The sequence below is a fragment of the Arthrobacter sp. Soil782 genome (assembly GCF_001428435.1).
GTDB lineage: Bacteria > Actinomycetota > Actinomycetes > Actinomycetales > Micrococcaceae > Arthrobacter_D > Arthrobacter_D parietis.
Genome location: NZ_LMSO01000010.1, coordinates 85,106 through 110,239, shown reverse-complemented (window position 1 = coordinate 110,239; position 25,134 = coordinate 85,106). Strand labels below are relative to the sequence as shown.

General features: G+C 63.0%; 21 protein-coding genes. 6 read left to right on the top strand and 15 right to left on the bottom strand.

Annotated features, from left to right (window positions below; all coding sequences use genetic code 11):
* Positions 1-19: 19 nt before the first annotated feature.
* Positions 20-1,750 (bottom strand): 2-isopropylmalate synthase, encoded by a 1,731-nt coding sequence (gene leuA, locus ASH00_RS13915; RefSeq protein ID WP_056549505.1) that lies wholly within the window; start codon positions 1,748-1,750, stop codon positions 20-22.
* A gap of 230 nt (positions 1,751-1,980) precedes the next feature.
* Between leuA and ASH00_RS13910 the strand changes: the two genes are divergently transcribed.
* The gene (locus ASH00_RS13910; RefSeq protein WP_056549504.1) at positions 1,981-3,930 is read left to right on the top strand and encodes a M13 family metallopeptidase; all 1,950 of its coding nucleotides are present in this window, start codon (positions 1,981-1,983) and stop codon (positions 3,928-3,930) included.
* Between the two features lie 7 nt (positions 3,931-3,937).
* Here the strand turns inward: ASH00_RS13910 and ASH00_RS13905 are convergent, their stop codons facing one another.
* From ASH00_RS13905 to ASH00_RS13885, 5 genes are all read right to left on the bottom strand, one after another.
* Positions 3,938-5,464 (bottom strand): LCP family protein, encoded by a 1,527-nt coding sequence (locus ASH00_RS13905; protein ID WP_056549502.1) that lies wholly within the window; start codon positions 5,462-5,464, stop codon positions 3,938-3,940.
* A gap of 108 nt (positions 5,465-5,572) precedes the next feature.
* Positions 5,573-6,502 carry a GTPase Era gene (era, locus tag ASH00_RS13900; protein ID WP_056549500.1) on the bottom strand — a complete coding sequence of 310 codons (930 nt, stop codon included), beginning with the start codon at positions 6,500-6,502 and terminating at the stop codon, positions 5,573-5,575.
* The gene (locus tag ASH00_RS13895) at positions 6,499-7,818 is read right to left on the bottom strand and encodes a hemolysin family protein (protein WP_056549498.1); all 1,320 of its coding nucleotides are present in this window, start codon (positions 7,816-7,818) and stop codon (positions 6,499-6,501) included. The genes era and ASH00_RS13895 overlap by 4 nt, the downstream gene beginning before the upstream one ends.
* Positions 7,819-7,849: 31 nt before the next feature.
* On the bottom strand, positions 7,850-8,323 hold the full coding sequence (ybeY, locus tag ASH00_RS13890; RefSeq protein WP_056549496.1) for an rRNA maturation RNase YbeY: 474 nt from the start codon (positions 8,321-8,323) through the stop codon (positions 7,850-7,852).
* A complete protein-coding gene (locus ASH00_RS13885; protein ID WP_082566156.1) occupies positions 8,313-9,359 on the bottom strand; it encodes a PhoH family protein in 1,047 nt (348 codons plus the stop codon). Before ASH00_RS13885 ends, ybeY begins: the two co-directional genes overlap by 11 nt.
* Positions 9,360-9,742: 383 nt before the next feature.
* Here ASH00_RS13885 and ASH00_RS13880 point away from each other — a divergent pair, with 383 nt between their 5' ends.
* A complete protein-coding gene (locus ASH00_RS13880; RefSeq protein ID WP_056549492.1) occupies positions 9,743-10,705 on the top strand; it encodes a GerMN domain-containing protein in 963 nt (320 codons plus the stop codon).
* Positions 10,706-10,712: 7 nt separating this feature from the next.
* Here the strand turns inward: ASH00_RS13880 and ASH00_RS13875 are convergent, their stop codons facing one another.
* From ASH00_RS13875 to hrcA, 3 genes are all read right to left on the bottom strand, one after another.
* Entirely contained in the window at positions 10,713-11,468 is a 756-nt protein-coding gene (locus tag ASH00_RS13875; RefSeq protein WP_056549490.1) for a 16S rRNA (uracil(1498)-N(3))-methyltransferase, read from the bottom strand.
* 15 nt (positions 11,469-11,483) lie between these two features.
* Positions 11,484-12,611 carry a molecular chaperone DnaJ gene (gene dnaJ, locus ASH00_RS13870; protein WP_056549487.1) on the bottom strand — a complete coding sequence of 376 codons (1,128 nt, stop codon included), beginning with the start codon at positions 12,609-12,611 and terminating at the stop codon, positions 11,484-11,486.
* Between the two features lie 66 nt (positions 12,612-12,677).
* On the bottom strand, positions 12,678-13,694 hold the full coding sequence (hrcA, locus tag ASH00_RS13865; protein WP_056549616.1) for a heat-inducible transcriptional repressor HrcA: 1,017 nt from the start codon (positions 13,692-13,694) through the stop codon (positions 12,678-12,680).
* A 144-nt stretch (positions 13,695-13,838) separates the two neighbouring features.
* On the opposite strand from hrcA, the gene ASH00_RS13860 reads away from it, so the two are divergent.
* Both ASH00_RS13860 and ASH00_RS13855 read left to right on the top strand, forming a co-directional pair.
* On the top strand, positions 13,839-14,690 hold the full coding sequence (locus ASH00_RS13860; RefSeq protein WP_056549485.1) for a DUF3097 family protein: 852 nt from the start codon (positions 13,839-13,841) through the stop codon (positions 14,688-14,690).
* Positions 14,691-14,809: 119 nt separating this feature from the next.
* Positions 14,810-15,241: a DUF4870 domain-containing protein gene (locus ASH00_RS13855; RefSeq protein ID WP_056549484.1), complete on the top strand. Its 432-nt coding sequence runs from the start codon at positions 14,810-14,812 to the stop codon at positions 15,239-15,241.
* A gap of 4 nt (positions 15,242-15,245) precedes the next feature.
* On the opposite strand, the gene hemW is transcribed toward ASH00_RS13855, so the two are convergent.
* A complete protein-coding gene (gene hemW, locus ASH00_RS13850; RefSeq protein ID WP_056549482.1) occupies positions 15,246-16,475 on the bottom strand; it encodes a radical SAM family heme chaperone HemW in 1,230 nt (409 codons plus the stop codon).
* Positions 16,476-16,502: 27 nt separating this feature from the next.
* On the bottom strand, positions 16,503-18,356 hold the full coding sequence (lepA, locus tag ASH00_RS13845) for a translation elongation factor 4 (protein ID WP_200954827.1): 1,854 nt from the start codon (positions 18,354-18,356) through the stop codon (positions 16,503-16,505).
* A 146-nt stretch (positions 18,357-18,502) separates the two neighbouring features.
* Between lepA and ASH00_RS13840 the strand changes: the two genes are divergently transcribed.
* Both ASH00_RS13840 and rpsT read left to right on the top strand, forming a co-directional pair.
* Entirely contained in the window at positions 18,503-18,949 is a 447-nt protein-coding gene (locus ASH00_RS13840; RefSeq protein WP_056549479.1) for a type II toxin-antitoxin system PemK/MazF family toxin, read from the top strand.
* Between the two features lie 225 nt (positions 18,950-19,174).
* Positions 19,175-19,438, top strand: coding sequence for a 30S ribosomal protein S20 (rpsT, locus tag ASH00_RS13835; protein WP_056549477.1), 264 nt, complete (start codon positions 19,175-19,177; stop codon positions 19,436-19,438).
* A 96-nt stretch (positions 19,439-19,534) separates the two neighbouring features.
* Here rpsT and holA read toward each other — a convergent pair whose 3' ends face one another.
* The 4 genes from holA to ASH00_RS13815 all read right to left on the bottom strand — a co-directional run bounded on the left by holA (position 19,535) and on the right by ASH00_RS13815 (position 25,126).
* Complete coding sequence (gene holA / locus ASH00_RS13830) at positions 19,535-20,530, bottom strand: DNA polymerase III subunit delta (protein ID WP_056549475.1); 996 nt, start codon at positions 20,528-20,530, stop codon at positions 19,535-19,537.
* Between the two features lie 69 nt (positions 20,531-20,599).
* Positions 20,600-23,179 carry a ComEC/Rec2 family competence protein gene (locus tag ASH00_RS13825; protein WP_056549473.1) on the bottom strand — a complete coding sequence of 860 codons (2,580 nt, stop codon included), beginning with the start codon at positions 23,177-23,179 and terminating at the stop codon, positions 20,600-20,602.
* Positions 23,180-24,109, bottom strand: a complete 930-nt coding sequence (locus ASH00_RS16495; protein ID WP_082566155.1) for a ComEA family DNA-binding protein — start codon at positions 24,107-24,109, stop codon at positions 23,180-23,182. It lies immediately after the preceding gene.
* 102 nt (positions 24,110-24,211) lie between these two features.
* Positions 24,212-25,126 (bottom strand): DegV family protein, encoded by a 915-nt coding sequence (locus ASH00_RS13815; protein ID WP_056549471.1) that lies wholly within the window; start codon positions 25,124-25,126, stop codon positions 24,212-24,214.
* Positions 25,127-25,134: the final 8 nt, after the last annotated feature.

Here is a 25,134-nt window from a genome sequence, read left to right as displayed (position 1 = left end):
CGTATGCCCTGCGCTGACGTCAGCTGTTATCCCGGATGGCGCGGTTCACCGCAGAGATGACCGCTTTCAGGGACGCCATAGTCGAGTTGGCATCAATTCCAACACCCCAGAGGACGCGCTCCCCGACTGCGCACTCCACATAGGCAGCCGCCCGCGCATTACCCCCGGAAGATAATGCGTGCTCGGTGTAGTCAAGGACGCGCACGTCCACGCCGTCCTGACCGAGGATAGACACGAGGGCATCAATAGGACCGTTCCCCTGCGCGGATCGGCGCTGCTGCACGCCGCCAACCAGAAGGGTTGCCGTCAGGTTGAATCGGCCGTCTTCGGACGTATCGGTGTTCGTCGAGGTCAGGACATAGGTGCCCCACGTTCCGTTACGGGACGGCAGGTATTCGTCCTGGAAGGTTTCCCACAGTTCGGCTCCGCTCACTTCCCCGCCCACTGTGTCTGTCCGTCGCTGCACGACTCCCGAGAATTCGATCTGCGCCCGGCGCGGCAAGTCCAGGCTGTGGTCATGCTTGAGAAGGTAAGCCACGCCGCCCTTGCCTGACTGGGAGTTTACGCGGATCACGGCCTCGTATGAGCGACCAATGTCCTTCGGATCTATGGGCAGGTACGGGACGGCCCACGGGATTTCTTCGACCGTCTTGCCAGCGGCAGCGGCGTCTGCCTCCATCCGCTCGAAACCCTTCTTGATCGCATCCTGATGCGATCCCGAGAAGGCGGTGAATACCAGATCTCCACCGTAGGGTGAACGCTCCGGGACATTGAGTTGGTTGCAGTATTCTGCGGTTCGGCGGATGTGATCCATGTCGGAGAAGTTGATCTGCGGATCGATGCCCTGTCCATACAGGTTCATGCCCAAAGTCACGAGATCAACGTTTCCGGTGCGCTCACCGTTGCCGAACAGGCATCCCTCGATGCGGTCAGCCCCGGCGAGGTAGCCAAGCTCTGCCGCAGCGACACCGGTGCCGCGATCATTGTGGGGGTGAAGCGAGAGAATAACGGCGTCCCGGTTCGCCAAATTACGGCACATCCATTCAATGGAGTCGGCGTACACGTTGGGCGTCGCCATTTCCACGGTTGCCGGCAGGTTCAGAATCATCTGGCGGTCGGCGGACGCCTCGAACACGGCGGCAACCTCGTTGGAGATGCGCGCCGCGAATTCCAGCTCAGTACCGGTGAAGGACTCCGGCGAATACTCATAGGTGATGTGGGTATCACCCACATTCTCCTCGAACTTGCGGCACAGCCGTGCGCCAGTGAGCGCGATATCAACTATGCCGTCCATGTCCTGGTTGAACACGACCCGGCGTTGGAGCACCGACGTCGAGTTGTACAGATGGACGATCGCGCGGTCAGCGCCCTCGATCGATTCATAGGTGCGCTCGATCAGGTGTTCGCGTGCCTGGGTCAGTACCTGAATGGTCACGTCATCCGGGATGCGATCGCCCTCAATGAGCTGGCGGACGAAGTCGAAGTCGGTCTGGGAGGCGGACGGGAAACCTACTTCAATCTCCTTGTAGCCCATCTGTACCAGCAGGTCGAACATCTTGTGCTTGCGCTCGGGGCTCATAGGGTCGATCAGCGCCTGATTGCCGTCCCGAAGGTCGACGGCGCACCAGCGCGGAGCCTTGGTGATGACCTTGTCCGGCCAGGTGCGGTCCGGAAGTTCCACAGTGATCTGATCCTGGAACGGAACATACTTGTGGAACGGCATTCCGGAGGGTTTCTGTGCGTTGCGCATGGCGGTGAGGGGCCTTTCCTTTGGTGAGCCTATAAGGCTCTTGCTTCACAGGATGGCGGCCGGCAACACAGACTCCGCAGCGGGGATTCGGCCTGCGACCCGGTAGTCAAAGACTGACTATCCCGTCGGTTTGGCCCCGCCACGGCAGCTAAGAAGGAGCAGCTCTGCGCGCACAATTCAACACTAGCACGGCCCCTAGGATGAGAAGACGCACCAACGAAGGAGCTTTCATGACCGCATCCGGCATCAATGTCGCGAACATCGATTCCGATGTACGCCCCCAGGACGACCTCTTCCGCCACGTCAATGGCGGTTGGCTACGAAACACCCCCATTCCCGAGGACCGAGCCCGCGAGGGCTCATTCTCGCAGCTGGCGGATGCAGCTGAACTGGCCGTGCGCAGAATCGTCGAGGATGCGGCAGCAGAGACGGACGACGACGGCGACCGCTTTCGTCTCGGCGCGTTGTTTGCGGACTTCATGGACATAGAACATCTCAACAGGGAGGCCAGCGCTCCCGTGCAACCGCTGCTGGAAGAGATAGACGGCGCTGCGGCGGTCATGGACGTCGTCCGCCTCGACGCCGAACTCACGAGGGCCGGCGCAGCCGGTCTTGTCCTCCCCTACGTCAGCAACGACGCAGGAGATCCCGAACGCTACCTGCTGCACCTCTACCAGTCCGGACTCGGGCTGCCTGACGAGTCCTACTACCGGGAGGCGAAGTTCGAAGAGGCACGACTCGGATATGTCGAACTGCTGCACCAGCTGTTCGAGCTTGCCGGGCGCCCTGAGAGCCGTGCTGCGGCGGCGAGCGTCTTCGATCTCGAAGCACGGCTAGCTTCTTCCCACATGGACACGGTGACCAAACGTAATCCGCAAGCCACCTACAATCTGCGCACAACTGCCACGTTGATCAAGGATGCACCGCAGCTGGAAACCTGGCTCACGGAGTTGACTGCCGGCGTCGGGGTTCCCGGCGAACTGATCGTGAACCAGCCGGGGTACATCACGGCTCTGGTACGAGCACTGGATGAAGTCCCGTTGGAGGTGTGGAAAAACTGGCTGGCTGCCAGGGTGCTGTTGCACGCAGCTCCGTTTCTGAGCGACGACTTCGTCGACGCTCACTTCGCGTTCTACGGGACCACCCTCAGCGGTACGCCTCGGCTGAAGGAACGTTGGAAACGGGGTGTCGCGATTGTCGAGGGAACCATGGGTGAGGCCGTTGGGCGTATGTACGTGGCGCGGCATTTCCCTGAGTCCCACAAGGCCACCATGCGGGAACTGGTCGAAAACATCCTTGCTGCCTACGAACAGCGCATCAACCGTCTCGAATGGATGAGCGCCGAGACACGTGCACGTGCCCTGGAGAAGCTGAGTCTCTTCACCACGAAGATCGGGTACCCCGATCGCTGGATCGATTATTCAACACTGAAAATTGTCCCCGGTGACCTGTACGGCAATGTGCGCAGAGCGACCGAGTTCGAAACCGACCGGCAACTTGCCAAGCTCGGCGGCCCCATTGATCGTGGCGAGTGGCACCTCACTCCGCAGACCGTGAACGCCTACTACATGCCGACAATGAACGAGATTGTCTTCCCGGCCGCGATCCTGCAGCCGCCATTTTTCGACGCCGATGCCGATCCAGCCGCAAATTACGGGGCAATCGGGGCCGTCATCGGACACGAGATCGGGCATGGCTTCGATGACCAGGGATCACAGTTCGACGGTACGGGCGCGCTGCACAATTGGTGGACTGAAGCTGACCGGATGGCATTCGAGGCGCTCACTGGACGGCTTGTCAGTCAATACTCTGAGTTGGCTCCCACCGAGGCTCCGGACCATCCGGTTAACGGGAAATTCACCCTCGGTGAGAACATCGGCGACCTTGGCGGACTGGGAATCAGCCTGGCTGCTTACGTCATCAGTCTGGATGGAGCGGAAGCGCCTGTTCTTGACGGGCTGACCGGAGTGCAGCGTTTCTTCTACTCCTGGGCCGAATGCTGGCGCCAGAACATTCGCACTGAAGAGGCCGCACGGCGCATCGCCATCGATCCTCATTCACCGAACGAATTCCGGTGCAATCAGGTAGTGCGCAACCTCGACGAATTCCATAGTGCTTTTTCGGTGGATCAAGAAGACAAGCTGTGGCTTGCGCCCGAGGAACGGGTCAGGATCTGGTAGGAGCTGCTCAGGACTGGCAGGTTACTTGGGCGGCCGTCTGGCCGCTCAGGTCGCCGGCAACGCCCTGGGCCTCGATAGTCTCCCCCTCGGTGAAGTCGCTGCCAACGGATAGTTCCAGTCCCACAGTTGTTGCACTCGGGATTACCTGAACATCAGCCAGACCGAACAGTTCTGCGATGACGGGCGCTATTCCCTCGTAGCCGGGGCCCACAAACAGTTGGGTAGCCGGACGATCGTCCGCGTCAGCGACAGTGGCCTGTACGTAGCCCTCTGCGAGCAGCACTTCCTGCAGTTCCTGCCCGCGATCGGATTCGCCGGAAGCGTTGAGCACAGTAAGCGGAACCAACGCCGGATCGAAACCGAGCTCTTCGACGGTCGGGGTGGGTTCAGGTTCCGGAGTCGGCTCAGGCGTGCCCGACGGGTCCGTCTCCGGACTCGCGCTTTCTGACGGCGAGGGCTCCTGTACCGGCTTGGTGATGTCCCGATCGGCGCGAAGAGCCGCGAACAGGTCATCAGCCTTGTCCTCATCCAGGACGAGGCGATTCGGGTCAAGTTCATAGGGCACAACGGGGACCGTCACGAACGCCACGTTTCCCAGGTCAACCTCCTGCAGGCGCCCTGCCAGTTTGAGCAGCTCCGGAATCTCGGCGAGACCGTCGTCGACCGTCAGGTTCTGAGTGACTGCCTCCGCAATGGAGTAGAGGCGCGGGATGTTGCTCAGCGTGCCTTCCTCCTTGATTTTCCGTGCCAGTGACGCCAGGAAAGCTTGCTGCGCGCGGATTCGGCCTTCATCTCCCCCGGTGCCGAAGCTATGCCGCGTGCGCAGGAACGCCAGGGCCTGCTCACCCTCCACCTCGCTGGTACCGGCCGGCAGTTCCAAACCGGAAAATTCGTCGTCGACGGCCTGGTTGACGCAGACTTCAACACCGCCCACTGCCTTCGAAAGCTCAGTCACCGCGTTGAAATCAGCCATCATGAAGTGGTCGATCTGCAGACCCGTGATTTCGTTGATGGCTGCGACGGTGCAGCCGGGACCGCCGTTCGCCAGGGAGCTGTTAAGCTGTCCCAGCGCCATCGGCTGACTGGTTGCACCGGTTTCCGGGTTCTCGCAAGCCGGCAGCGGAACCAACAGATCCCGGGGGAAGCTCACCATGGTGACGTTGCTCCGGTCCGCGGACATCGTCATGAGCATCATGACATCCGCCTGACCCTCGACGTCCTCTGGCTCGCTGTCCCCACCCTGCCCGGCGCGGGTGTCACTGCCGATGATCAGAATCTGCACGGGATCCCTGCTGAGGTCGACGGGCAGCTGGGATTCACCGTCGGTGGAAAGGTTGAGGGGTTCGGTGGCTACATTCCCTTGGAGGCGAACCACCGAGAGCGCCACGAATGCGATGGCACCCACGAGTACCGCAACGAGCGAGATCGCGACTATCTGCAGGACGCGCGGCCGTCCCTTGCCGAGATGCCGGCCACCGGTCCCCAGACGGATACCATCCGGGGAGCCGTTCCGCTCACCGCCGGATTCACTCATGACGCTCGGCCCTTTCGATGTGATTCAAGACTTGGTGCCCCTGTGCTCCGGGCATCTGTAGCTCAACGAGCAAGCGCCGCTTGAAGTGCCCGAGGCGATCAGCACCGGCTAGAAACCGAGCTTCACGAGCTGTTTGGGATCGCGCTGCCAGTCCTTGGCAATCTTCACATGGAGGTCGAGATAGACCTTGGTGCCGAGTAGAGCTTCAATACTCTTCCTTGCGGCAGTCCCTACCTCGCGCAGTCGTGCGCCGCCCTTTCCGATGACGATGGCCTTCTGCGAAGAACGCTCGACGTAAAGATTCACCCGGACATCGAGCAGCGGATTGTTTTCGGGGCGCCCCTCGCGCGGGACGATCTCCTCAACGACGACCGCGAGCGAGTGGGGAAGCTCATCACGAACGCCCTCAAGCGCCGCTTCCCGCACAAGCTCAGCAACCATCACGGCCTCCGGCTCGTCGGTGAGGGCACCATCGGGGTACAGCGGCGGCGACTGGGGCATGTGCGACGCGAAGACATCGGCAACCGTGCTTACCTGGTACCCGTCAACTGCGGACACAGGCACGACGTCGGCCCACCCCGCTTCGCCGAGCACCTCGCGTCCCAGCTCAGCCACCGCTAACAACTGGCGCACAAGCGCCTCCTTGCTCACGAGATCTGCTTTTGTGACGACAGCGATGACGGGTTTCCGCAACAGTTGCGCCAGTTGCGCCGCAATGTAGCGGTCGCCCGGTCCCACGTGTTCGTTGGCGGGCAGACAGAACCCAATGGCGTCGACCTCCGCCAGAGTGTCCGCAACCAAGTCATTGAGACGCTGGCCGAGAAGAGTTCGTGGTCGATGCAGACCTGGTGTGTCGACCAGGATGAGTTGCGCGTCCTCCCGGTGCACAATCCCGCGGATGGTGTGCCGAGTGGTCTGGGGTTTGGCCGAAGTGATGGCAATCTTCTGCCCCACCAGTGCATTCGTCAGGGTTGACTTCCCTGCGTTGGGCCGGCCGACGAGCGAGATGAACCCCGCGCGATACTGCTGCGTGCTCATTTGTTTTCCACCGTTTCCCTTGAAACTCCGTTGTCCTGATCTGTTCGTGCGTCCTCATCCGTGGGCCGTTCGACCCGCCATGCAAGGATGTGGGACACGCGGTTGCGGCGCCCTTCGACGCGTTCCGCCCGTAGTGCGATGTCACCGACCTGGACCTCGCTCCCGACGATGGGCACCCGTCCGAGGGTCTTTGCCAAAAGACCACCGACGGTGTCAACCTCATCATCCTCAAGCTCCAGGTCGAACAGTTCACCCAGATCGTCGATGCTCATGCGGGCACTGACGCGAAATCCGCCCTCGGCCAACTGTTCCATTTCGGGTACCTCGGAGTCGTACTCGTCGACGATCTCGCCGACGATCTCCTCGATCAGGTCCTCCAGCGTCACGAGTCCTGCCGTACCGCCGTACTCGTCGATGACGATGGCGACATGTGTTGATTCGCGCTGCAGTTCCTGAAGGAAATCTCCCACGGGCTTGGACTCAGGAACATAGCGGACATCCCGGCAGACACCATCCACCGGGTCCCTATCGCTGGGATTGTTTCCGTTCAGGACAGCAACGACGTCCTTCAGGTACAGAATGCCCCGGACGTCATCCGCATTGTCGCCGATCACGGGAACCCGGGAGTAGCCGGACCTCAGGAAGAGGGACATCGCCTGCCGGAGTGTGGATCCGGCCTCGACCGACACCATGTCCGTGCGCGGCACCATGACCGACCGCACCTTGGTATCTCCCAGCTCAAACACCGAATGAATCAATTCGGCTTCGCTGTCCTCGATCATCTCCGCTTCATTGGCACGTGAGAGCAGTTCCCGAAACTCCTCTTCCGTGAAAAACGCCGCCTCAGCCCGGGCTGACCCCGGCGACAGTGCGCTGCCGATGCCGACCAACCAGCGAGGAACGGGACCCAGAATAGACCGCAGGACACCAACCAGGCGTGCGGTCAACGGCACCAGGGTTGCTGCGTTGGTCCGGCCGAGCTGCCGTGGCGACACACCGACCAGTACAAACCCGAGGCCGGCCATCGTCACCGTGGCCAGTAGTCCCGCGATCCAGATGTTATCCAGCACGTCAGCAAACAGAAGCGCAACGGCGACTGCGGCGGCCATCTCAAACCAGACCCGCCAAAACCGTAGCGCATGCATGTGTGCTACGGGCGATTCGAGGACGCGGCGGACAGGTTCTCCCTTGGGCCCGTCAAGATGAGCCTCAGCGTCCTGGCGGGGAAGATAGCTGAAAGCCGCTTCGGCAGCCGTAACCAACGCGGCAATCAACACAAACACGATTGCCATCAGGGCCAGGAGGAACACGATCATTTGATGGACTGCTTCGACGCTGGGAAAAGACTCACTGGGTGGTTTCCCGTGGCGCTTTGCCTCCCAGGAAATCGGTCAGGAGCTCGCGTTGGAGGCCGAACATCTCCTTTTCCTCTTCCGGCTCAGCGTGATCGAACCCCAACAAGTGAAGCATGCCGTGGGTTGTGAGCAGGAGCAGCTCCTCGTTCATGCTGTGTCCGGCGTTGTTCGCCTGGGTCCGGGCCACCTCTGGACAGAGGACGACATCTCCCAGAATGCCCGAATCCGTGGGGCGCGTGGCCGTACCAGGCCTCAACTCGTCCATGGGGAAGGACAGAACATCGGTTGGCCCCGGCTCGTCCATCCATTCGATGTGAAGCTTTTCCATGGCGTCGATGTCAACGAGGATGATCGACAGCTCCGACTCCGGATGCACAAAGAGACGCTCAAGCACGTGGCGACCGAGCCTGACCAGCGCCTCATCATCCACCTCGAAGCCTGACTCGTTGTTCACCTCAATGCTCATTACGGGTCGCCTTCCCTGGACCGCGGCGTCCGTTCAGAGCCACTCTCTGTGACTCATCCCACCGGCTGTAGGCGGACACGATGTCTCCCACCAGCCGGTGGCGCACGACGTCGGTGGCATCCAGTGTGGAGAAGGCAACATCCTCGACACCCTGCAGGATGTCACTGACTATCCTGAGCCCTGAACTGGTCCCGCCGGGCAGATCGACCTGGGTCACATCTCCGGTTACCACCATCCGCGAACCAAAGCCGAGACGGGTCAGAAACATCTTCATCTGTTCGGGAGTGGTGTTCTGCGCTTCATCGAGGATGATGAAGGCATCATTGAGCGTTCGGCCGCGCATATAGGCAAGCGGCGCAACCTCAATAGTTCCGGCGGCCATCAGGCGTGGAATTGAATCAGGTTCCATCATGTCGTGCAGCGCGTCGTACAACGGGCGCAGGTAAGGGTCGATCTTGTCGTTAAGAGTGCCCGGAAGGAAACCGAGGCGCTCCCCCGCTTCCACCGCCGGACGCGTCAGGATAATGCGGTTGACTTCCTTGTGCTGGAGCGCCTGGACCGCCTTGGCCATTGCCAGGTATGTTTTGCCCGTACCCGCCGGACCGATGCCGAAAACGATAGTGTGCGTATCTATTGCCTCGACGTAGTTCTTCTGGTTGACCGTCTTCGGACGGATGGTGCGTCCGCGCGAGGAAAGGATGTTCATCGACAGGACTTCGGCCGGTTTGGCCGCGCCCTGCGTCTTGAGCATGAAAAGCAGCTGCTCCAGTACTTGCGCGGTCACCGGTGTTTGGTTGGCGGCAAGCGTGCGGACCTCGCTGATCAGCCGCTCAGTGCGCCCAACGTCGGTTGCCGGCCCCGTGATGGAAAGATCGCTTCCCCGCACGTGCAGACTGATACCAGGGAAAGCTCCTTCGATCATGGCCAGTGCCTCATCATTGGCTCCTAGGGCCTGCACCATCTGTTCAGCTGATTCGAATTGGACGACCCGGCTGTCCAGGCCCGCTGCCCCCATACCCACTGCAGAATCGGTCATAGTATCGGCCCGTAGGCCTTCCATCTCTCCTTGTGCCGCCGAATTTTCCGGTTCATCCGGTTGTGTGCTTGTTCAGACCCATGACGAGGCCTTCTACTAGCGTACCGCCGCCGTCCTGTTGCCGCTCACCTGGATGCGGCGCCAAGGGAGCCGGGGTTTGGCCGGGCACGGAAAAATCTCAGGAACGCAACGGACCGATATCAATAGCGTTTCAGTCAGGCCGCGATTCGGAAAAAACACAGGGCAGGGGCTCCTACCTATGCAAAGCTGAAGTAGAACTCCGTGCAGTTCCGGTTCCTGTTGGCGTCACCACTGATTGGCGACGCCCAGACTTACGCTGCACGACAATCGATCGGCCCGACGAATGAGAGGAACGGACACGCATGGGCGTTCTTCCTCTCCTCAACCGACGGACCTCCGGGCGCCGGTGGAAGGGATCCATACTCGTCGCCGCGGCGTTGGGCCTGCAGGCCTGCACGATCGGCGGGCAGAATGAGTCGACCTCCGAGATCGCAGCAGAGGCAGAAGTGTTGCTGGAGTCGACTGCCAGCTTGCCCGAAATCGATCTCCAAAGTCCCGCGGCCCCGGACGCCGCCCCGCTCCTTCCTGTTTACTGGCTCGGAGATGCCAACGGGCTCCTCTATCGCGAGTTCCTTCCTGCTGAGTCAACTGGAGATCCGATTGCTGCTGCCGTGTGGGCGATGACCAGCGCGGAGCCGCTCGATGACGATTACTACAGCCCGTGGCAGGAAGCCTCGGCTGTCAATACTTCGATTTCACTCGACAATGTGGTCACGATCGACATCTCCTCGGACGCCTTTACCACCGGCATCGATGCAGCAGTCGCCGGGCGTGCGGTGCAGCAGCTTGTCTACACAGCAACGGCTGCAGCCGCCAATTCCGGTCTGATTGCAAGCGGAAGTCCCAGCAGTGTCCGCCTGCTGGTGGACGGCAAAGCGGGCTACAGCGCTTTTGGACACATCGAGCTGAGTTCCTTGCTCCAACGGGACGTCGGCGCTATTGCGCCCGTGTGGATCATCAACCCGCAGGACAGCTCAGTCCGTTCCGATCGAACGGTTATAGTCCAGGGCAGCACCACGACGACGGATGCTGCCCTTGAGTGGCGGGTGCGGCGCGTAGATGGCGGTGGGGTCCCCGCCGAAGATGTTGTCAGCGGAACGGTTCCCGTGGACGCTGGAACCGGTGCTGTCGGACTATACGAGTTCAGCGTTGCGCTGGAGGCGGGAACTTTTCTCCTCGAGGTGTACGAAGCCGCCGGCCCACCCGCCGAAGCAGGCCCGGCCGCCGGCGTGGTGACCGATGACAAACTGATCAGCGTCCGCTGACGCGCAGCTACCAGCGTCCGGCCAGGTGATTCAGTACCGCGATGGCCGCGGGTCCCGCTGTTGAAGCTCGCAGGACGTTGGTACCAAGTTGCGCCGGAACCGCCCCCGCGTTGGCCAATACACCGAGCTCTTCGGGGCTGATACCGCCCTCCGGACCCACAATCACGGCCAGCGTTTCCGACATTGCTAACGTACTCCGACCCCAGTATTCCGCGAGTGACTCGCTCGCTTCCTCGTGCAGCACAACCGGGTGCTGCACGCCGCCCAGCCAGTGTCCCAGGCCCTTGGTGTCCAGCACATCGAGTACCTCCGGAACACGTGCGCGCCGACTCTGCTTCGATGCCGCACGAACGAGGGACTCCCACTTGGCACGGCCTTTGATTGCCTTCTCGGCACGCCACCGTACGATACTTCGATCCGCCTGCCAGGGAAGCACCGCGTCAACACCGAGTTCCGTCGCCGCCTCAACTGCCAGTTCCGCCCTGTCCCCCTTCGCCAACGCCTGCACCAGGACCAGCCGCATCGCGGGAGGCGAATCGAATGAGAGCCTGTCCACGGTCACCACCACGGCACCGTGAGTTGCTTCGACAACGGTGCAGCTCAAGCGGTGTCCTTCTCCATCAAGGACATCGATCTCTTCACCCGGCCTAACCCGCTTCACGGCTGCGGCATGATGCGCCTCCGGACCGCGCAGCGTCAGACTGCCGCCGACGGCAGCGGTTTGCACATCGGCCGGATCGCCGAAGAAGGCCTGGTTGGTCATTGCCCGATAACCCGGCTATAGATTCCCGAGGCGTTCACGAAGGCGGGCAAAAACTCCTGATCCGCTGCTCGCCAGCTGGCCCTCGGTGAATTCTTCGCCGCGCATTTCCGCAAGGCGCCGAAGCAGTTCTTCCTGTCCGCTGTCGAGGTTCCGCGGCGTTTCCACGCTTAAATGCACCAGCAGGTCCCCTCTGCCGTATCCGCGCAGGTGGGTCACCCCAAGGCCGCGAAGGGTAATCACTTCGCCCGACTGCGTGCCGGGCTTGATCGTGAGTTCCTGGTCACCGTCGAAGCTCTTCATTATCACGTTGGTGCCGAGGGCCGCAGCGGTCATCGGCACGCTCAGGGTCGCGTGAAGGTCGTCGCCCTCACGAAGGAAGGTCGAGTCGCTGTTGACCCGAATCTCTACGTAGAGATCGCCCTGGGGACCGCCCGCCGTGCCGACCTCGCCCTGGCCCGCGAGCTGGATACGGGTACCTGTAGCGACACCCGCGGGCACCTTGATGGTGAGGCTTCGGCGGGAACGGATGCGGCCATCCCCATTGCATTCGTTACAGGGATGCGGGATGACGGTTCCGTACCCCTGGCAGGTGCCGCAGGTCGCCGTCGTCATTACCTGACCGAGGATGGACCGAACCGCACGCTGCACCTGACCGGATCCGCCGCAGATATCACAGGTTCGCGGGGAAGTGCCCGGCTGGGTACAGGATCCATCGCAGGTAGGACACACCGCCGCTGAATCCACCTCGATCTTCTTGTTGGTACCGAAGACCGCATCCTTCAGATCGATCCGGACGGCTATCAACGCGTCCTGACCGCGTTGGGTTCGGGATGGGGGGCCGCTGGGACCGCCTCCGCCGAAGAAGGTCTCGAAAATGTCCTGGAACGCAAAGCCCGAGCCGGAATAACCGGCACCGAATCCATTGTCGGTGCCGTTTTCATTACCGGTGGTGTCGTAGACGCGCCGCTTCTGGGGATCCGAGAGTACCTCGTACGCGCGCGTGACGAGCTTGAACTCCTCAGCTGCTTCCGTGCCGGCGTTGACGTCCGGGTGGAGCTTGCGGGCAAGCTTCCGGTAGGCCTTCTTGATTTCTTCGCCGCTGGCGTCGCGTGCAACGCCAAGGACCTCGTAGTGATTACTCACTCCTGCACATCACTTCCTGTTATCTCACCGCGTGAGCGGCTGGGCTTCATGGGCTCCGTCATCCGGTCAAGATTCATCGAGGATGCGGGAAAGGTAGCGGGCCACCGCTCTCACGGCGGCCATGGTGGTCGGATAATCCATTCTCGTGGGGCCAAGCACTCCCACCTTTGCCAGTGAATCCGGTCCATATCCGGTAGCAATCACGGAGGCTTCGGCCAAACCGCCATACGGGTTCTCCCGGCCGATGCGGACCGAGATGCCCAGAGCATCCTGCCCCATCTCGGAAAGCAACCGAAGCATGACAACCTGTTCCTCAAGCGCTTCCAGGACCGGACCAATGGTTAAAGGGAAGTCGAGGGTTGAGCGGGCGAGGTTGGCCGTGCCCGCCAGCACGATCCGGTCTTCCCTGTTAGCGGCTGACAACTGCTCCAGGCTGTGTCCAATTGCCTGGCCAAGAGATTGCAGCGAGGGGGGAAGATCCGCAATGCACGCACCGAGTTCCTGGGGAACCGACGGGAGACGAACACCGGAAACCCTTTCCAGAAAATGCTGGCGCAGGTCGGCCAGGTCATTTTCCTGTGCCTCGGCGGGCACGGACACTACGCGCTGCTGCACAGCGCCGTTCGTGGAGATCAGCACCACGAGCGCGCGACCGGGAGCGAGCAGCACGAGTTCGATGTGGCGGACGGACGCCGTGCCCAGGTGCGGGTACTGCACGACCGCAACCTGGTTGGTGAGTTGGGCGAGCAGGCGGACGGTGCGGTCGAGGACGTCGTCGAGATCGTCTGCGCCCTCCAGGAGTGCGCGGATAGCCCGCTTTTCCGGGGCGGACAGCGGCTTGACCTCGGCGATCCGGTCGACGAACAACCGATAACCCTTGTCGGTCGGGATGCGGCCGGAACTGGTATGCGGGGCTGTGATCAGGCCCTCTTCTTCCAGAAGTGCCATGTCATTGCGGATAGTTGCCGAAGATACGCCCAGCCTGTGGCGCTCGACCAGCGCCTTGGATCCCACCGGCTCGCGGGAATGGACGTAATCCTCAACGATTGCCCGCAGAACTTCAAGCCGCCTGGGTTCGCTCATGTTCACCTCCGATGTACTTTCCTGCCCTGTTCCTGAGTTAGCACTCAACACACCTAAGTGCCAAGTCTAATACGATCGAGGCGATTGTTAGCATTGGCTCTGCCTGTTCCGAAGGCAGGAATTTGCGGAAGCGAGCGAAGTCACATGTCGTATCACGAGTGGGGAGCACAGGATCTTACCGGACCCCGGGCCACCCCGGCCGCCAAGGTCGAAGCCCGTCCCGGCGTCGTCCTTGAAGACGTGCAGAGCGGATTCGTCGGGGAGATCCTGCGCACGGAGAAGGCCGGTGGGATGCACGTGATGGTCCTTGAGGACCGCCGCGGCAAGCGACGCACTTTTCCGCTCGGCTTCGGCTTCCACCATGAAGGTTCGCCGGTGGAACTGATTCCTGCCCGCGCGCAGTCTGCAGCACAGCTGAGAACGGCATCGGGCTCAGTCCGGGTTGCCGGAGCGCGGGCGCGCACGGCTCGAGCCAGCAGGATCTGGGTCGAGGGCAAACACGATGCCGAGCTGGTGGAGAAAGTTTGGGGAGACGACCTGCGGGTTGAGGGCATCGTGGTGGAGCCGTTGCATGGCGTGGACGATCTGGCAGCAGCCGTGCGGGACTTCGCTCCCTCCGCCGGCCGCCGCCTGGGTATCCTCGTCGATCATCTACTGCCCGGCACCAAGGAAGCCCGGATCGCGGCCGGGGCGATGACGGTGGCGGGCGCCGCCGGGAACGTACTGATTGTCGGGCACCCCTACGTCGATGTGTGGCAGGCTGTGAAACCGCGTGCTCTTGGTCTTGATGCCTGGCCGGTAATACCCCGCGGCGAGGACTGGAAGACGGGGATATTGAGCCGCTTAGGCTGGCCGCACTCCACGCAGGCGGATGCCGCGAACGGCTGGAAGCGCATCCTCAACGGCGTCAGCACCTACGCTGATCTCGAACCGACGCTGCTCGGGCGCGTCGAGGAAGTCATCGATTTCCTCACTGCACCGGGAGCCGGCGCATAGCCGTTGAAGGCTTCGTCGCGGCACACGCGACTGCGCCCGGCCGGTACACCAAGTACCCTTGAGGAAGTAAGTTCCGCTTGTGTGAGCGGTGAAGTCCGAACAGTTCGAAGGAAGTACCGTTGCCTAACAGCGCAGACCGGCACGGTGACGCCCAGTCACGACCGGCGCCCCGGGACTCTGATCCCGCGTTCCAGGGTGCCAGTTCGAGTGCGCCACCGCTGAGTCCGTCGGAAGACCGTCAATGGGCCACGCTGTCTCACTTCCTCGGCATCCTGGGGTTTGTGCCGTCGCTGATCATTTTTCTGATCTTCCGCGACCGGGGCGCCTTCACCGAGCAGGAATCGAAGGAAGCGTTCAACTTCACTTTCCCGCCAAGCATCATTGCCGGGATCTGCCTGCTGCTGTCCCTGATACCCGGGATCGGCGGGATCTTCGCCGTCCTCAATGCGCTCATCTGGGTGATGCTTGCAGCGTTCTCCGTTGCGGCCGGTATCCACGTCAACCGGGGCAAGCCGTACCGCTACCCCTTCAACCTGAGGATTTTCCACTAGCCGCTCAGTTCGGCAACAACCGCCGGACGACGGCGTCAGCGAGCAGCCGTCCCCGCCCGCTGAGGCGCACAACACCTTTGAAAGCATCCGCCGGCTCTATCAACCCGTCCGCGATCAACCCGGCCACCGCGTGACGTCCCTCAGGCTGGAGGCCAGCCACCAAATAACCCTCGGCCAACCGTGAGCGTAGGAGAACGTCCTCGACGTAGCGAGCCGTTTCGTCCAGTATTTCTCTACCGGCCGCGGGCGATGCGCCGGTGTCCAGGCGCTGCGCATAGGCGGCGGGATGCTTGACATTCCACCACCGTGTGCCGCCCATGTGGGAATGGGCGCCCGGACCGGCTCCCCACCAGTCGTGGCCTTTCCAGTACGCAAGGTTGTGGCGGCACTGATCCTCGCCAGTGCGCGCCCAGTTACTTACCTCATACCAGGACATTCCGGCCCCACGAAGCATGTTCTCAGCAATTTCGTACTTGTCCGCGTGGTCGTCGTCGTCGACCATCGGCACCTCACCGCGGCGGATCCGCCGGGCCAGCGCGGTGCCGTCCTCGATGATCAGCGCGTACGCAGACAGATGATCCGGTTCCAGGGTGAGCGCCGCTTCGAGGGAGCTCTCCCAGTCCGACAACTCCTCACCGGGTGTTCCGTAGATCAGGTCGAGACTGACCTTCAAACCGGCAGCCCGTGCCCACTCAACCGCAAGGGGGACCCGCTCCGGAGCGTGCGTGCGGTCGAGCACGGCGAGGACATGCGGCACTGCGGACTGCATGCCGAATGACACCCTCGTGAAGCCTGCCCGGGCCAGTTCCGCCAGTGATTCAGGGGTCACCGAATCCGGATTCGCTTCCGTTGTCACCTCGGCCCCGGGTTCGAGGCCCCATACGTTTTTCGCCGTCTGCAGAACCCGTGACAGATCCTGCGACGGAAGCAGCGTGGGCGTGCCGCCACCGAAAAACACCGTGCTTAGCGCGCGCTGCGCAATGCCGGATTGCGCAAGCGCTCCCCCGGCGAATTCGAGCTCCCGCTCGACCGTGAGTGCGTAACTGGCCTGCGACGCTCCCCCACCCAACTCAGCAGCCGTGTAGGTGTTGAAGTCGCAGTACCCGCAACGGACAGCACAGAAGGGGATGTGGACGTAGAGTCCGAAAGCACGGTCCCGTGAACCGGCAACAGCTGATGGAGGCAGCCGCCCGTCGGCCGGTGCAGGCTCACCGAGGGGCAGGGTACTAGGCAATGCTGCGTTCCCTGATAGGCGCCGTCGTCACTTCTTGGCTTTGTCCTTCGATTCATCCGACGACAGGGCGGCAATGAACGCTTCCTGGGGCACTTCGACGCGTCCCACCATCTTCATACGCTTCTTGCCTTCCTTCTGCTTCTCCAGCAGCTTTCGCTTCCGGGTGATGTCACCGCCATAGCACTTGGCGAGGACATCCTTGCGGATGGCCCGGATACTCTCCCGCGCAATGATCCGTGACCCGATGGCCGCCTGGATCGGCACCTCGAACTGCTGCCGCGGAATCAACTCGCGCAGTTTACCCGTCATCATCACACCGTACGCATAGGCTTTGTCGCGGTGGGTGATCGCGGAAAAGGCATCCACCTGTTCCCCCTGGAGCATGATGTCCACCTTGACCAGATCCGCCACCTGATCGCCGTCGGCCTTCCAATCGAGGGACCCATACCCTCGGGTCCTCGATTTGAGGATGTCGAAGAAGTCGAAGACGATCTCCGCCAGTGGAAGCCGGTACCGGATCTCCACGCGGTCCTCGGAAAGATAGTCCATTCCGCCCATCACGCCGCGTCGGCTCTGGCACAGTTCCATGATGGCGCCGACGAATTCATTGGGTGCAAGGATGGTCGCGGAAACCATTGGTTCGCGAACTGCAGCGATCTTGCCCACGGGGTACTCGCTGGGATTGGTAACGTGGACGACGTTTTTGTCCTCGAGCGTCACCTCATACTCCACGTTGGGTGCTGTGGAGATCAGGCTCAGGTTGTATTCACGCTCGAGGCGTTCCCGGGTGATTTCCAGATGCAGCAGGCCGAGGAAGCCCACGCGGAAACCGAACCCCAGGGCCGCGGAGGTCTCCGGCTCATAGATCAGCGCGGCATCATTGAGCATCAGCTTTTCTAGGGCATCACGAAGCACCGGATAGTCTGCGCCGTCGAGTGGGTACAGCCCCGAGAAGACCATCGGTTTGGCATCCGCATACCCGCTCAGCGACGCCGCAGCCGGCTTCGCGAGATTGGTGACCGTGTCACCAACTTTGGACTGCCGGACATCCTTGACCCCGGTGATGAGGTAACCGACTTCACCCACGCCAAGACCTTTGGACGGCGTAGGCTCCGGCGAGCTGACACCAATCTCGAGCAGTTCATGACTGGCGCGGGTGGACATCATCTGGATGCGCTCACGCGGGCTCAGGTGGCCATCGACCACACGGACATAGGTGACCACGCCGCGGTAGGTGTCATAGACGGAATCGAAGATCATTGCACGGGCCGGCGCATTCGCATCCCCGACCGGCGACGGAAGGTCCCTCACGATCTTGTCCAGCAGGGCTTCCACACCAACGCCCGTCTTTCCCGAGACCAGCAGCACGTCCTCGGGATTGCCGCCGATCAGGTTCGCCAACTCCGCTGCATACTTCTCGGGCTGCGCGGCCGGGAGGTCTATCTTGTTGAGCACCGGAATGATCGTGAGGTCGTTCTCCATGGCAAGGTACAGGTTGGCGAGCGTCTGCGCTTCGATCCCCTGCGCGGCGTCCACGAGCAGAATGGCGCCCTCGCATGCCGCAAGGGACCGCGAAACCTCGTAGGTGAAATCGACGTGGCCGGGAGTGTCGATCATGTTCAGCGCGTAGCTGACGCCGTCGAGTTCCCAAGGCAGGCGGACCGCCTGGGACTTGATGGTGATCCCGCGTTCACGCTCGATGTCCATGCGGTCCAGGTACTGGGCCTTCATATCCCGCTGCTCCACCACACCGGTGAGCTGGAGCATCCGGTCCGCAAGGGTGGACTTGCCATGGTCGATATGGGCGATGATGCAGAAATTTCTGATGATCGCGGGATCCGTGGCAGCGGGCACCGGAGCTGTGCGGGCCATGGGTGACACTGACGTACCTCTTACTTTGTGGGACAGTTTGGAAAATCCGCGGAAGAACGACGACGACGCCGGGGCTGCAGCCCGCGCGGAAAGTACAGTCTCCATTGTCCCATGGGGACGTCTCGAGCCCGCAATCTGGCCGGTACGCTGGCCGGATGACCTCACTAGAACAGTCACTGTTCCGTCTTGCCAAGGCGGCACTGAAGTCGATCGCTTCCCGCCCCGCCACGCAGCGCAACACTCCAGAGGCCTATGCGCCGGAGCCGGGAAGCACTGCCGACCCCGGCGAAATTGTATGGACCTGGGTGCCGTACGAGGACGATCCGAGCCAGGGCAAGGACCGACCCGTGCTGATTATCGGCAGGGATGGCAGCTCGCTGCTCGCACTCATGCTCACCTCCCGGGACCGCAATAATGCCCGGAGCCGGCACGACGATTATGTGGACATAGGTAGCGGGTCCTGGGACCGCCGAGGCCGGCCCAGCGAGGTCTATGTGAAACGCCTCCTGACGATCGACCCCGGAGCCGTGCGGCGGATCGGCGCGACGTTGGACCGTCTGCTTTTCGACCGCGTCATGTCCCGGTATGAGGAACGTTCCTGAAACGAGCGTCCCTTGCTGGACGAGCGCGCCTTGATGTAGCTGCGCGGATCCTCCGGACGCGCCCGGAGCGCGAAGCCGCGCCCGTTCTGGTAGCCTGTATAGCTGTGTGTCCGCGCAGGTCGACGGGCACTTCGGCTCGGCCGCCCGGTATCCCCACGCCGCTCAGTCAATGGCCGCACCGAAATCCCTCAGACCAGTCCGCAATACAAAGAGAGTCTTAAATACGTGGCAAATATCAAGTCCCAAAAGAAGCGCATTCTCACGAACGAGAAGGCCCGCCAGCGCAACAACTCGGTCAAGTCCGAGCTGAAGACCGCTATCCGCGCCGTAACCACCGCTGTGGAGTCTACCGACAAGGACAAGGCAGTGGCTGCGCTTGCAGTGGCCAACCGCAAGCTCGACAAGGCCGTAAGCAAGGGTGTTCTGCACAAGAACAATGCGGCCAACCGCAAGTCGGGCATCGCCAAGAGGGTCAACAACCTCGGCTGATTGCCCTTCAGTTACACAGCTTCACCAGCGCAGTGGCCGGCCTTCGGGCCGGCCACTGCTGTTTAACCCAGAAGGGTGCTCAGTCCAAATCCCAAGCTAGCGGGATCCGCCCAATGCGATGGCTGTCACAGCTCGCTCAACCGCGTACACGGGGTCCCTCGCCTCACCCTTGACCTGGGCGTCAGCTTCGGCAAGGACCTGGATGCAGTGATTCAGGCCATCCGGGGTCCACCGCTGGGCTTCGCGGCGGGCCTGGTCAACCTGCCAGGGCGCCATGCCGAGTTCCTTGGCAAGCTGAGCGGAGTTGCCCCTGACCCCATAGACTTTCGCCACTCCGCGCAGCTTCATTGCGAGCGCAGCGACGAGCGGCACGGGATCCGCGCCGGTTGAGAGGGCATGACGAAGCATGGTCAGTGCCTGTCCGCCGCGGCCTGCGAGCGCGGCGTCTGCCACCTTGAAGCCTGTGGCTTCTACCCGCCCCCCGTAGTACTTCTCCACCAGCTCAGCGGAGACCGCGCCTTCGGAATCCGAAGCGAGTTGGTGGCACGCCGCCGCAAGCTCGGACAGGCTCGATCCCACGGCGGCCACCAGGGCACGCACCGCGTCCGGTTCGATGCGCCGTCGTGCGGTGCGGAATTCGGCTGTAACGAAGTCAGCCTTGTCCGAATCCTTCTTCAGGGGCTGGCACTCAACCAGAACGGCCTTCTGCGCTTTCAGCGCATCGAGGAGTTTCTTGCCCCGCGTGCCGCCTGCGTGGTGCATCACGAGCACCACGTCCGGGGCCGGATGCGGGATGTATTGCAGGGCATCCTGGAGAAACGCATCGTTCATCTGTGCCAACCCGCGCGCTTCGATGATCTGCGTACCGCCGAACAATGAAGGGCTTCCCAGCATGATCAGGGATCCGGGTTCATAGTGGGCGGCATCAAGCCGGACTGTCTCGGCATCCGGTTCCGTTTCCCGCATTCGGTGGCGGACGGCCTCGAAACTACGGCCTGCGAGGTACTCCTCCGGGCCGAGCAGAAGGATGACCGGCGCTGGCGTAACCTCGCGCCAGCTCGCAGTCACCGATGCTGCGGGGTTTGGGGACACGGACGCGGCTCCTGATCAATGGAGGGATGGGCTGGCTCAACTTTGCCACGGGGACGCGGTGCATCCAACTCATCGCGACGAGTCCAGGTGTATGCCATTGCGCCGGAGCGTGAGCAGGATGGTGCCGCGCAGGTCGGTACGGGCGACGTGTACGCCCGCCGTCTCGAGGGCTTCGAGTGTTTCTTGATGCGGGTGTCCGTAATCGTTCTCCCGTCCGGCTGATATGAGCGCAAGCTTCGGCGAGACCGCATTGATGATTTCAGTTCCGCCATTGCGTGCGCCATGGTGCGCAACCTTGAGGATATCCACCCCGGTGGCAGCAAGGTGCGCATGTCCTGCAAGGAAACGTGCAGCGGCGTCCTCCTCAAGGTCTCCCGTGAGAAGGATGGTGAGCCCGTGCCCTGCACCGGCGCCCTCCACCGTTACGAGGACCACTGCGGAAGCGTTGTTCTCTGAATCTGCGGGAGGTCCGGGTCCCGGCCACAGCACCGACCAGGAAACGTTGGCTGTTTTGCCTGCAAGCCCGGCAGAAGCCGACTCCGCGTCTATGCCGGCCTCTGAGGTGATCTCAGTCACTATGCCGGGTAGGGAGTCCTCGGATGTGGAGTAGAGCACGCGGCCAACAGTTCGGTCCTGGAATACCCCGGCTATTCCGCCGAAATGATCCTCGTGCAGATGGGTCAGCACGAGCACGTCGACTGTGTTGACGCCGAGACGATCAAGACAGGCGTCCATCGGACCCGGATCAGGGCCGGCATCAAACACGAGCGCGCTGTCCGCGCCGGTCCTGACAGCCAGGCCGTCCCCTTGACCGACGTCGCATGCCGCAACGGTCCAGTCCGCGGAATCCCGCCCGACCGCGCCAGTCCAGACCCAGACGGCGACAACGCCGAGCACGCAGCCGACGGACATCCAGATTGACATGCGCATCAGCGCACCCTTCCGTCCCGACTGTCCTGCCGGCACCTGCTCCGGCGCGAGCATCACGGAAGGTGCCGTTCGGATGACTCGGACCAACGCGGGCCCCCAGACCACAGCCACCAGGACGACGCCGCTGATGAGGGCCGTCAGGACCGCACCTCCCCATCCCCCGGGCCAGGGAATGGCGGCGAGCGGGGCCGCGGCGAAGAACCGTGCGATTTCTGCGACGCCGACCGCTGCCCACCCTGCTGTAGCGGCAAACGGCGCCGCCGCCCAGGGAGCGAGAGCCACCAGGACAACGGCCACCATCCCGGTGATGGTGATGAAGGGAACGAGCGGAGCAGCGGCAATATTGGCGGGCAAGGAATAGGTCGGCAGGTTCGGCTGGATGAGGGCAAGGATTGGTGAGCAGAACAGCTGGGCGGCAAGCGGAACTGCGACCAACTGTGCCGCCCACACCGGAAGTATCGAGGACAGGCGGGCGGCCAGGACAGGGCCGGCGAGCACCAGGCCTGAGGTGGCGGCGACGGAAAGGAAGAACGCGTACTCGACACCAAGCCAAGGATCTGCGGCCAGAAGTGCTGCAATGGACAGAAACAGAAGGGTCAGGGACAGCCGCCCGCGGCCGGTCAGGACGGCCAGCACTCCGATGGCCCCCATGACGGCGGCCCTGAGAACGCTCGGCTCAGGCCGCACCAGCAGCACAAATCCGACGAGGGCAACCACTCCTGCCGTGGCGGCAGCCCACCGCGGTAGTCGACACCCGCGACAGAGAAGGAACACAAACGCCAGCACATAACTGCAGTTCGCGCCCGAAACAGCTGTCAGGTGGGTCAGGCCCGTTGCCTTCATGGTCTCCACCAGATCCTGCCCGACGGCGGACCGCGCGCCGATAACCATCCCGGGCATCAAGCCGTCGTCGGGAACGGAGGTAGCGGATGACAGCGTGAGGAAACGGTTTCGCAGCCGCTCGACCAGCACTCCTCCGGGTGGCTCGTCCGCCATCAGCGCCGGTGCCGTTGTTGCAATCAGCAGTGCTCCTGCACGTGCGCCCGGCTCGGTCGCGAGCGGCCTCCCAGCCGAACGCACGACGTCACCGTGCGCTACTGCGCTCCATTCCGTACTTCCGAGCACCATGACCGGTGTGCTGGCCGTGAACCTCGACCCGTTGAACGTTCCTTCCAGAAGCTCCGCTTCGAGGATCCAGCGGGCAGTACCGTCCGGCGCAGCTGTCGACGCCTCGCGGGGGTCCGATACCGCACGTAGCTTCACGGTCACATGCGCCTCGTCTGAAATTGCGGCGGAGAGCGAAGGTGAGGAGCGCTGATACTGGTGTGAGGCAGCGGCAAGGCACACCATCGCTGCCGCGCCCAGGAAGACGAGCAGCACCTGCGCTACGGGTGAATGTCTCCCGCTTCTCACGACGACGACGGCGCAACCGATTGTTACAAGGGCCAGCAGCCCGCCCAATACCAGTGCATCCTGCGCCTCCAAACGGATAGCGAACGCTGCTGCTCCCCAGGCCGCGAGCGCTCCCGGAAGCAGCCTGAGGTCCCGTGCCGGACTTGCTCGGGTTGCAGCCGGTTCCTTCCGCCTGCGTGCTTCACGGCGCGCTCGCGGACCGGCTGACAGGTCCCCGCGCCGGTCCCCCGACACACCGGTTGGTGACCGCGCCCCAGCGGCGGCCCGCACCAGCTGCTCCCACCGCCCTGCCCTTGCCGATGTCATTCAGACGGTCACCAGCGGCACAAGTGATTCGAGCATCGCGGGGCCGATGCCCGGCACAGCATCGAGGTCTTCGGGACGTGCAAAGGGACCGTGCTGATCCCGCCACTCGACAATGCGCTCAGCCAGGACCGGCCCCACCCTGGGAAGTTCCTCGAGTTCCGGAACATCGGCGGTGTTCAGGTTCACCAGCACGTCCTGCGCCGCCTGCTCCGGTGCGGACGTGCCGGCGGGTGGCTGCAGGGGCTCCCCGGTACGGGGAATCAGGATCTGCTGTCCGTCCTGCACCACGGCTGCCAGATTGACCGCTGACAGCTCCGCTTCAGGCAGCGCGCCACCCGCCTTGTCCAGGACCTCGAAAACGCGGGACCCGGCAGCGAGCTCCACTACTCCGGGTGCCTGCACAGCTCCTGCAACATGGACCAGAACGGTATCTGCGTGGGCGGAGCCTGAACCCTGTACGGATGAACCAGCTTTCTGCGTTTCCTCGACGGCCACGGCCTCCGCGGCATCCGCAGAAGCCTCCGAGCCGGCCGTCAGGTCAGCTGTGCCGGAAGCCTGAGGCCTGATCGGCACCACCTCGGCGGGCTCGCTGTCCGTACTGACGAACTGCCAGCCGCCGACAACCAGGGTGCAGCCCGCCGCCACCAGCGCGGCCCGGCGCGTAGCCACCCATCGCCGGTGCGGGCGCCGGCGATCCTCGCGGGGCGTGGCAGGTTCTTCAGCGCCCGGCTGTCGGAATCGGCCAGCATCTTCTGGCACTGCCTGGTCCCGGCCTCCGTCTGTTCCTGCCCAGACTTCTACTGACTTCTGGCCGGCTCGTGGCGCGGACTCGGCTTCTGGGACCGGCTCCCCGCAATTCAGGTTGAGGACACGGTCCAACCGGTCCGGGCTGGACACGCGCTCCCCCGTTGCCCAGCGGTGCCTTGCCATGGGATCAGCGTAGGAACATACGCTTTGCCAAGCGGCCCCGCCGGTCGCTATGTGCACAACCCACCCGCAGCGGAGCCTGTGTGGAGTGCAGGATCAGGGGCGTTACGGCATGAGCGGGTCGGACAGCGCCACCGCAAGGACACCGAGACCGGTGTGCGCGGCCAGGACGGCCGGTAGCTGGGTCAACACGGCATCGGCACCCTCCGGAGCCCGCTCAGCGGCAAGCTCGGCCTGCGACCTGTTGCCGAAGTAATGGTATGCGGCGACGCTGCCCGATGGGCGCCGGTGAAGGTCCTCCCTCACCAGTTCCTCAAGGCGCTGTCGGGCTCGTGCCGCAGTGCGCACCTTTTCGAGTGGTTCGATCGCTCCGTCCCGCACAACCAGAAGGGGCTTTACCGCGAGCAATGCGCCGAAAAAGCCGGCGGCAGCCCCGATCCGTCCACCGCGCCGCAGCTGTTCAAGGCTGGGAACGTAAAACAAGACGCTTGTTCCGGAGCACAGGACCGCGGCACGGTCCGCGGCCTCCGAGGCGGTCGCTCCGGCGCGCAGCGCAAGAGCCGCCGCCGCGACCCCGCACCCCTGAGCCATGCCGACGGTACCGCTATCAACCACATGCACCGGGATGGACACAGTGCGCGCAGCCCAGCGAGCGGCGTCGACCGTTCCGGACAATCTGCCCGACAGGTGGATCGAGACAATCTCCTTGGCACCTTCGCGCTCCAGCCTCCGGTACACGCTCTGGAAGTGGCCCGGCGATGGACGCGACGTGCGCACCTCCGCCCCTTCCGCGAGAGCCACTGCGAGCGGCTCGAGCAAGTTGTCAGCCCCTTCACCGTAATGGCGGCCCGAGATGATGACCGGCATGGGCACGACAGCGACGTTTTCCGCAGGACCGCCTCCCATGACCCATGCCGGCGGGAAGGCGGCAGCGGAATCGGTGACGATCGCCGTCGTCGGTTCCGCCGCCGGTTCTCTACCGGCGGCGGCGCGGCCTGCACGGCGGTCAAACCATGCCACGGCGAAAT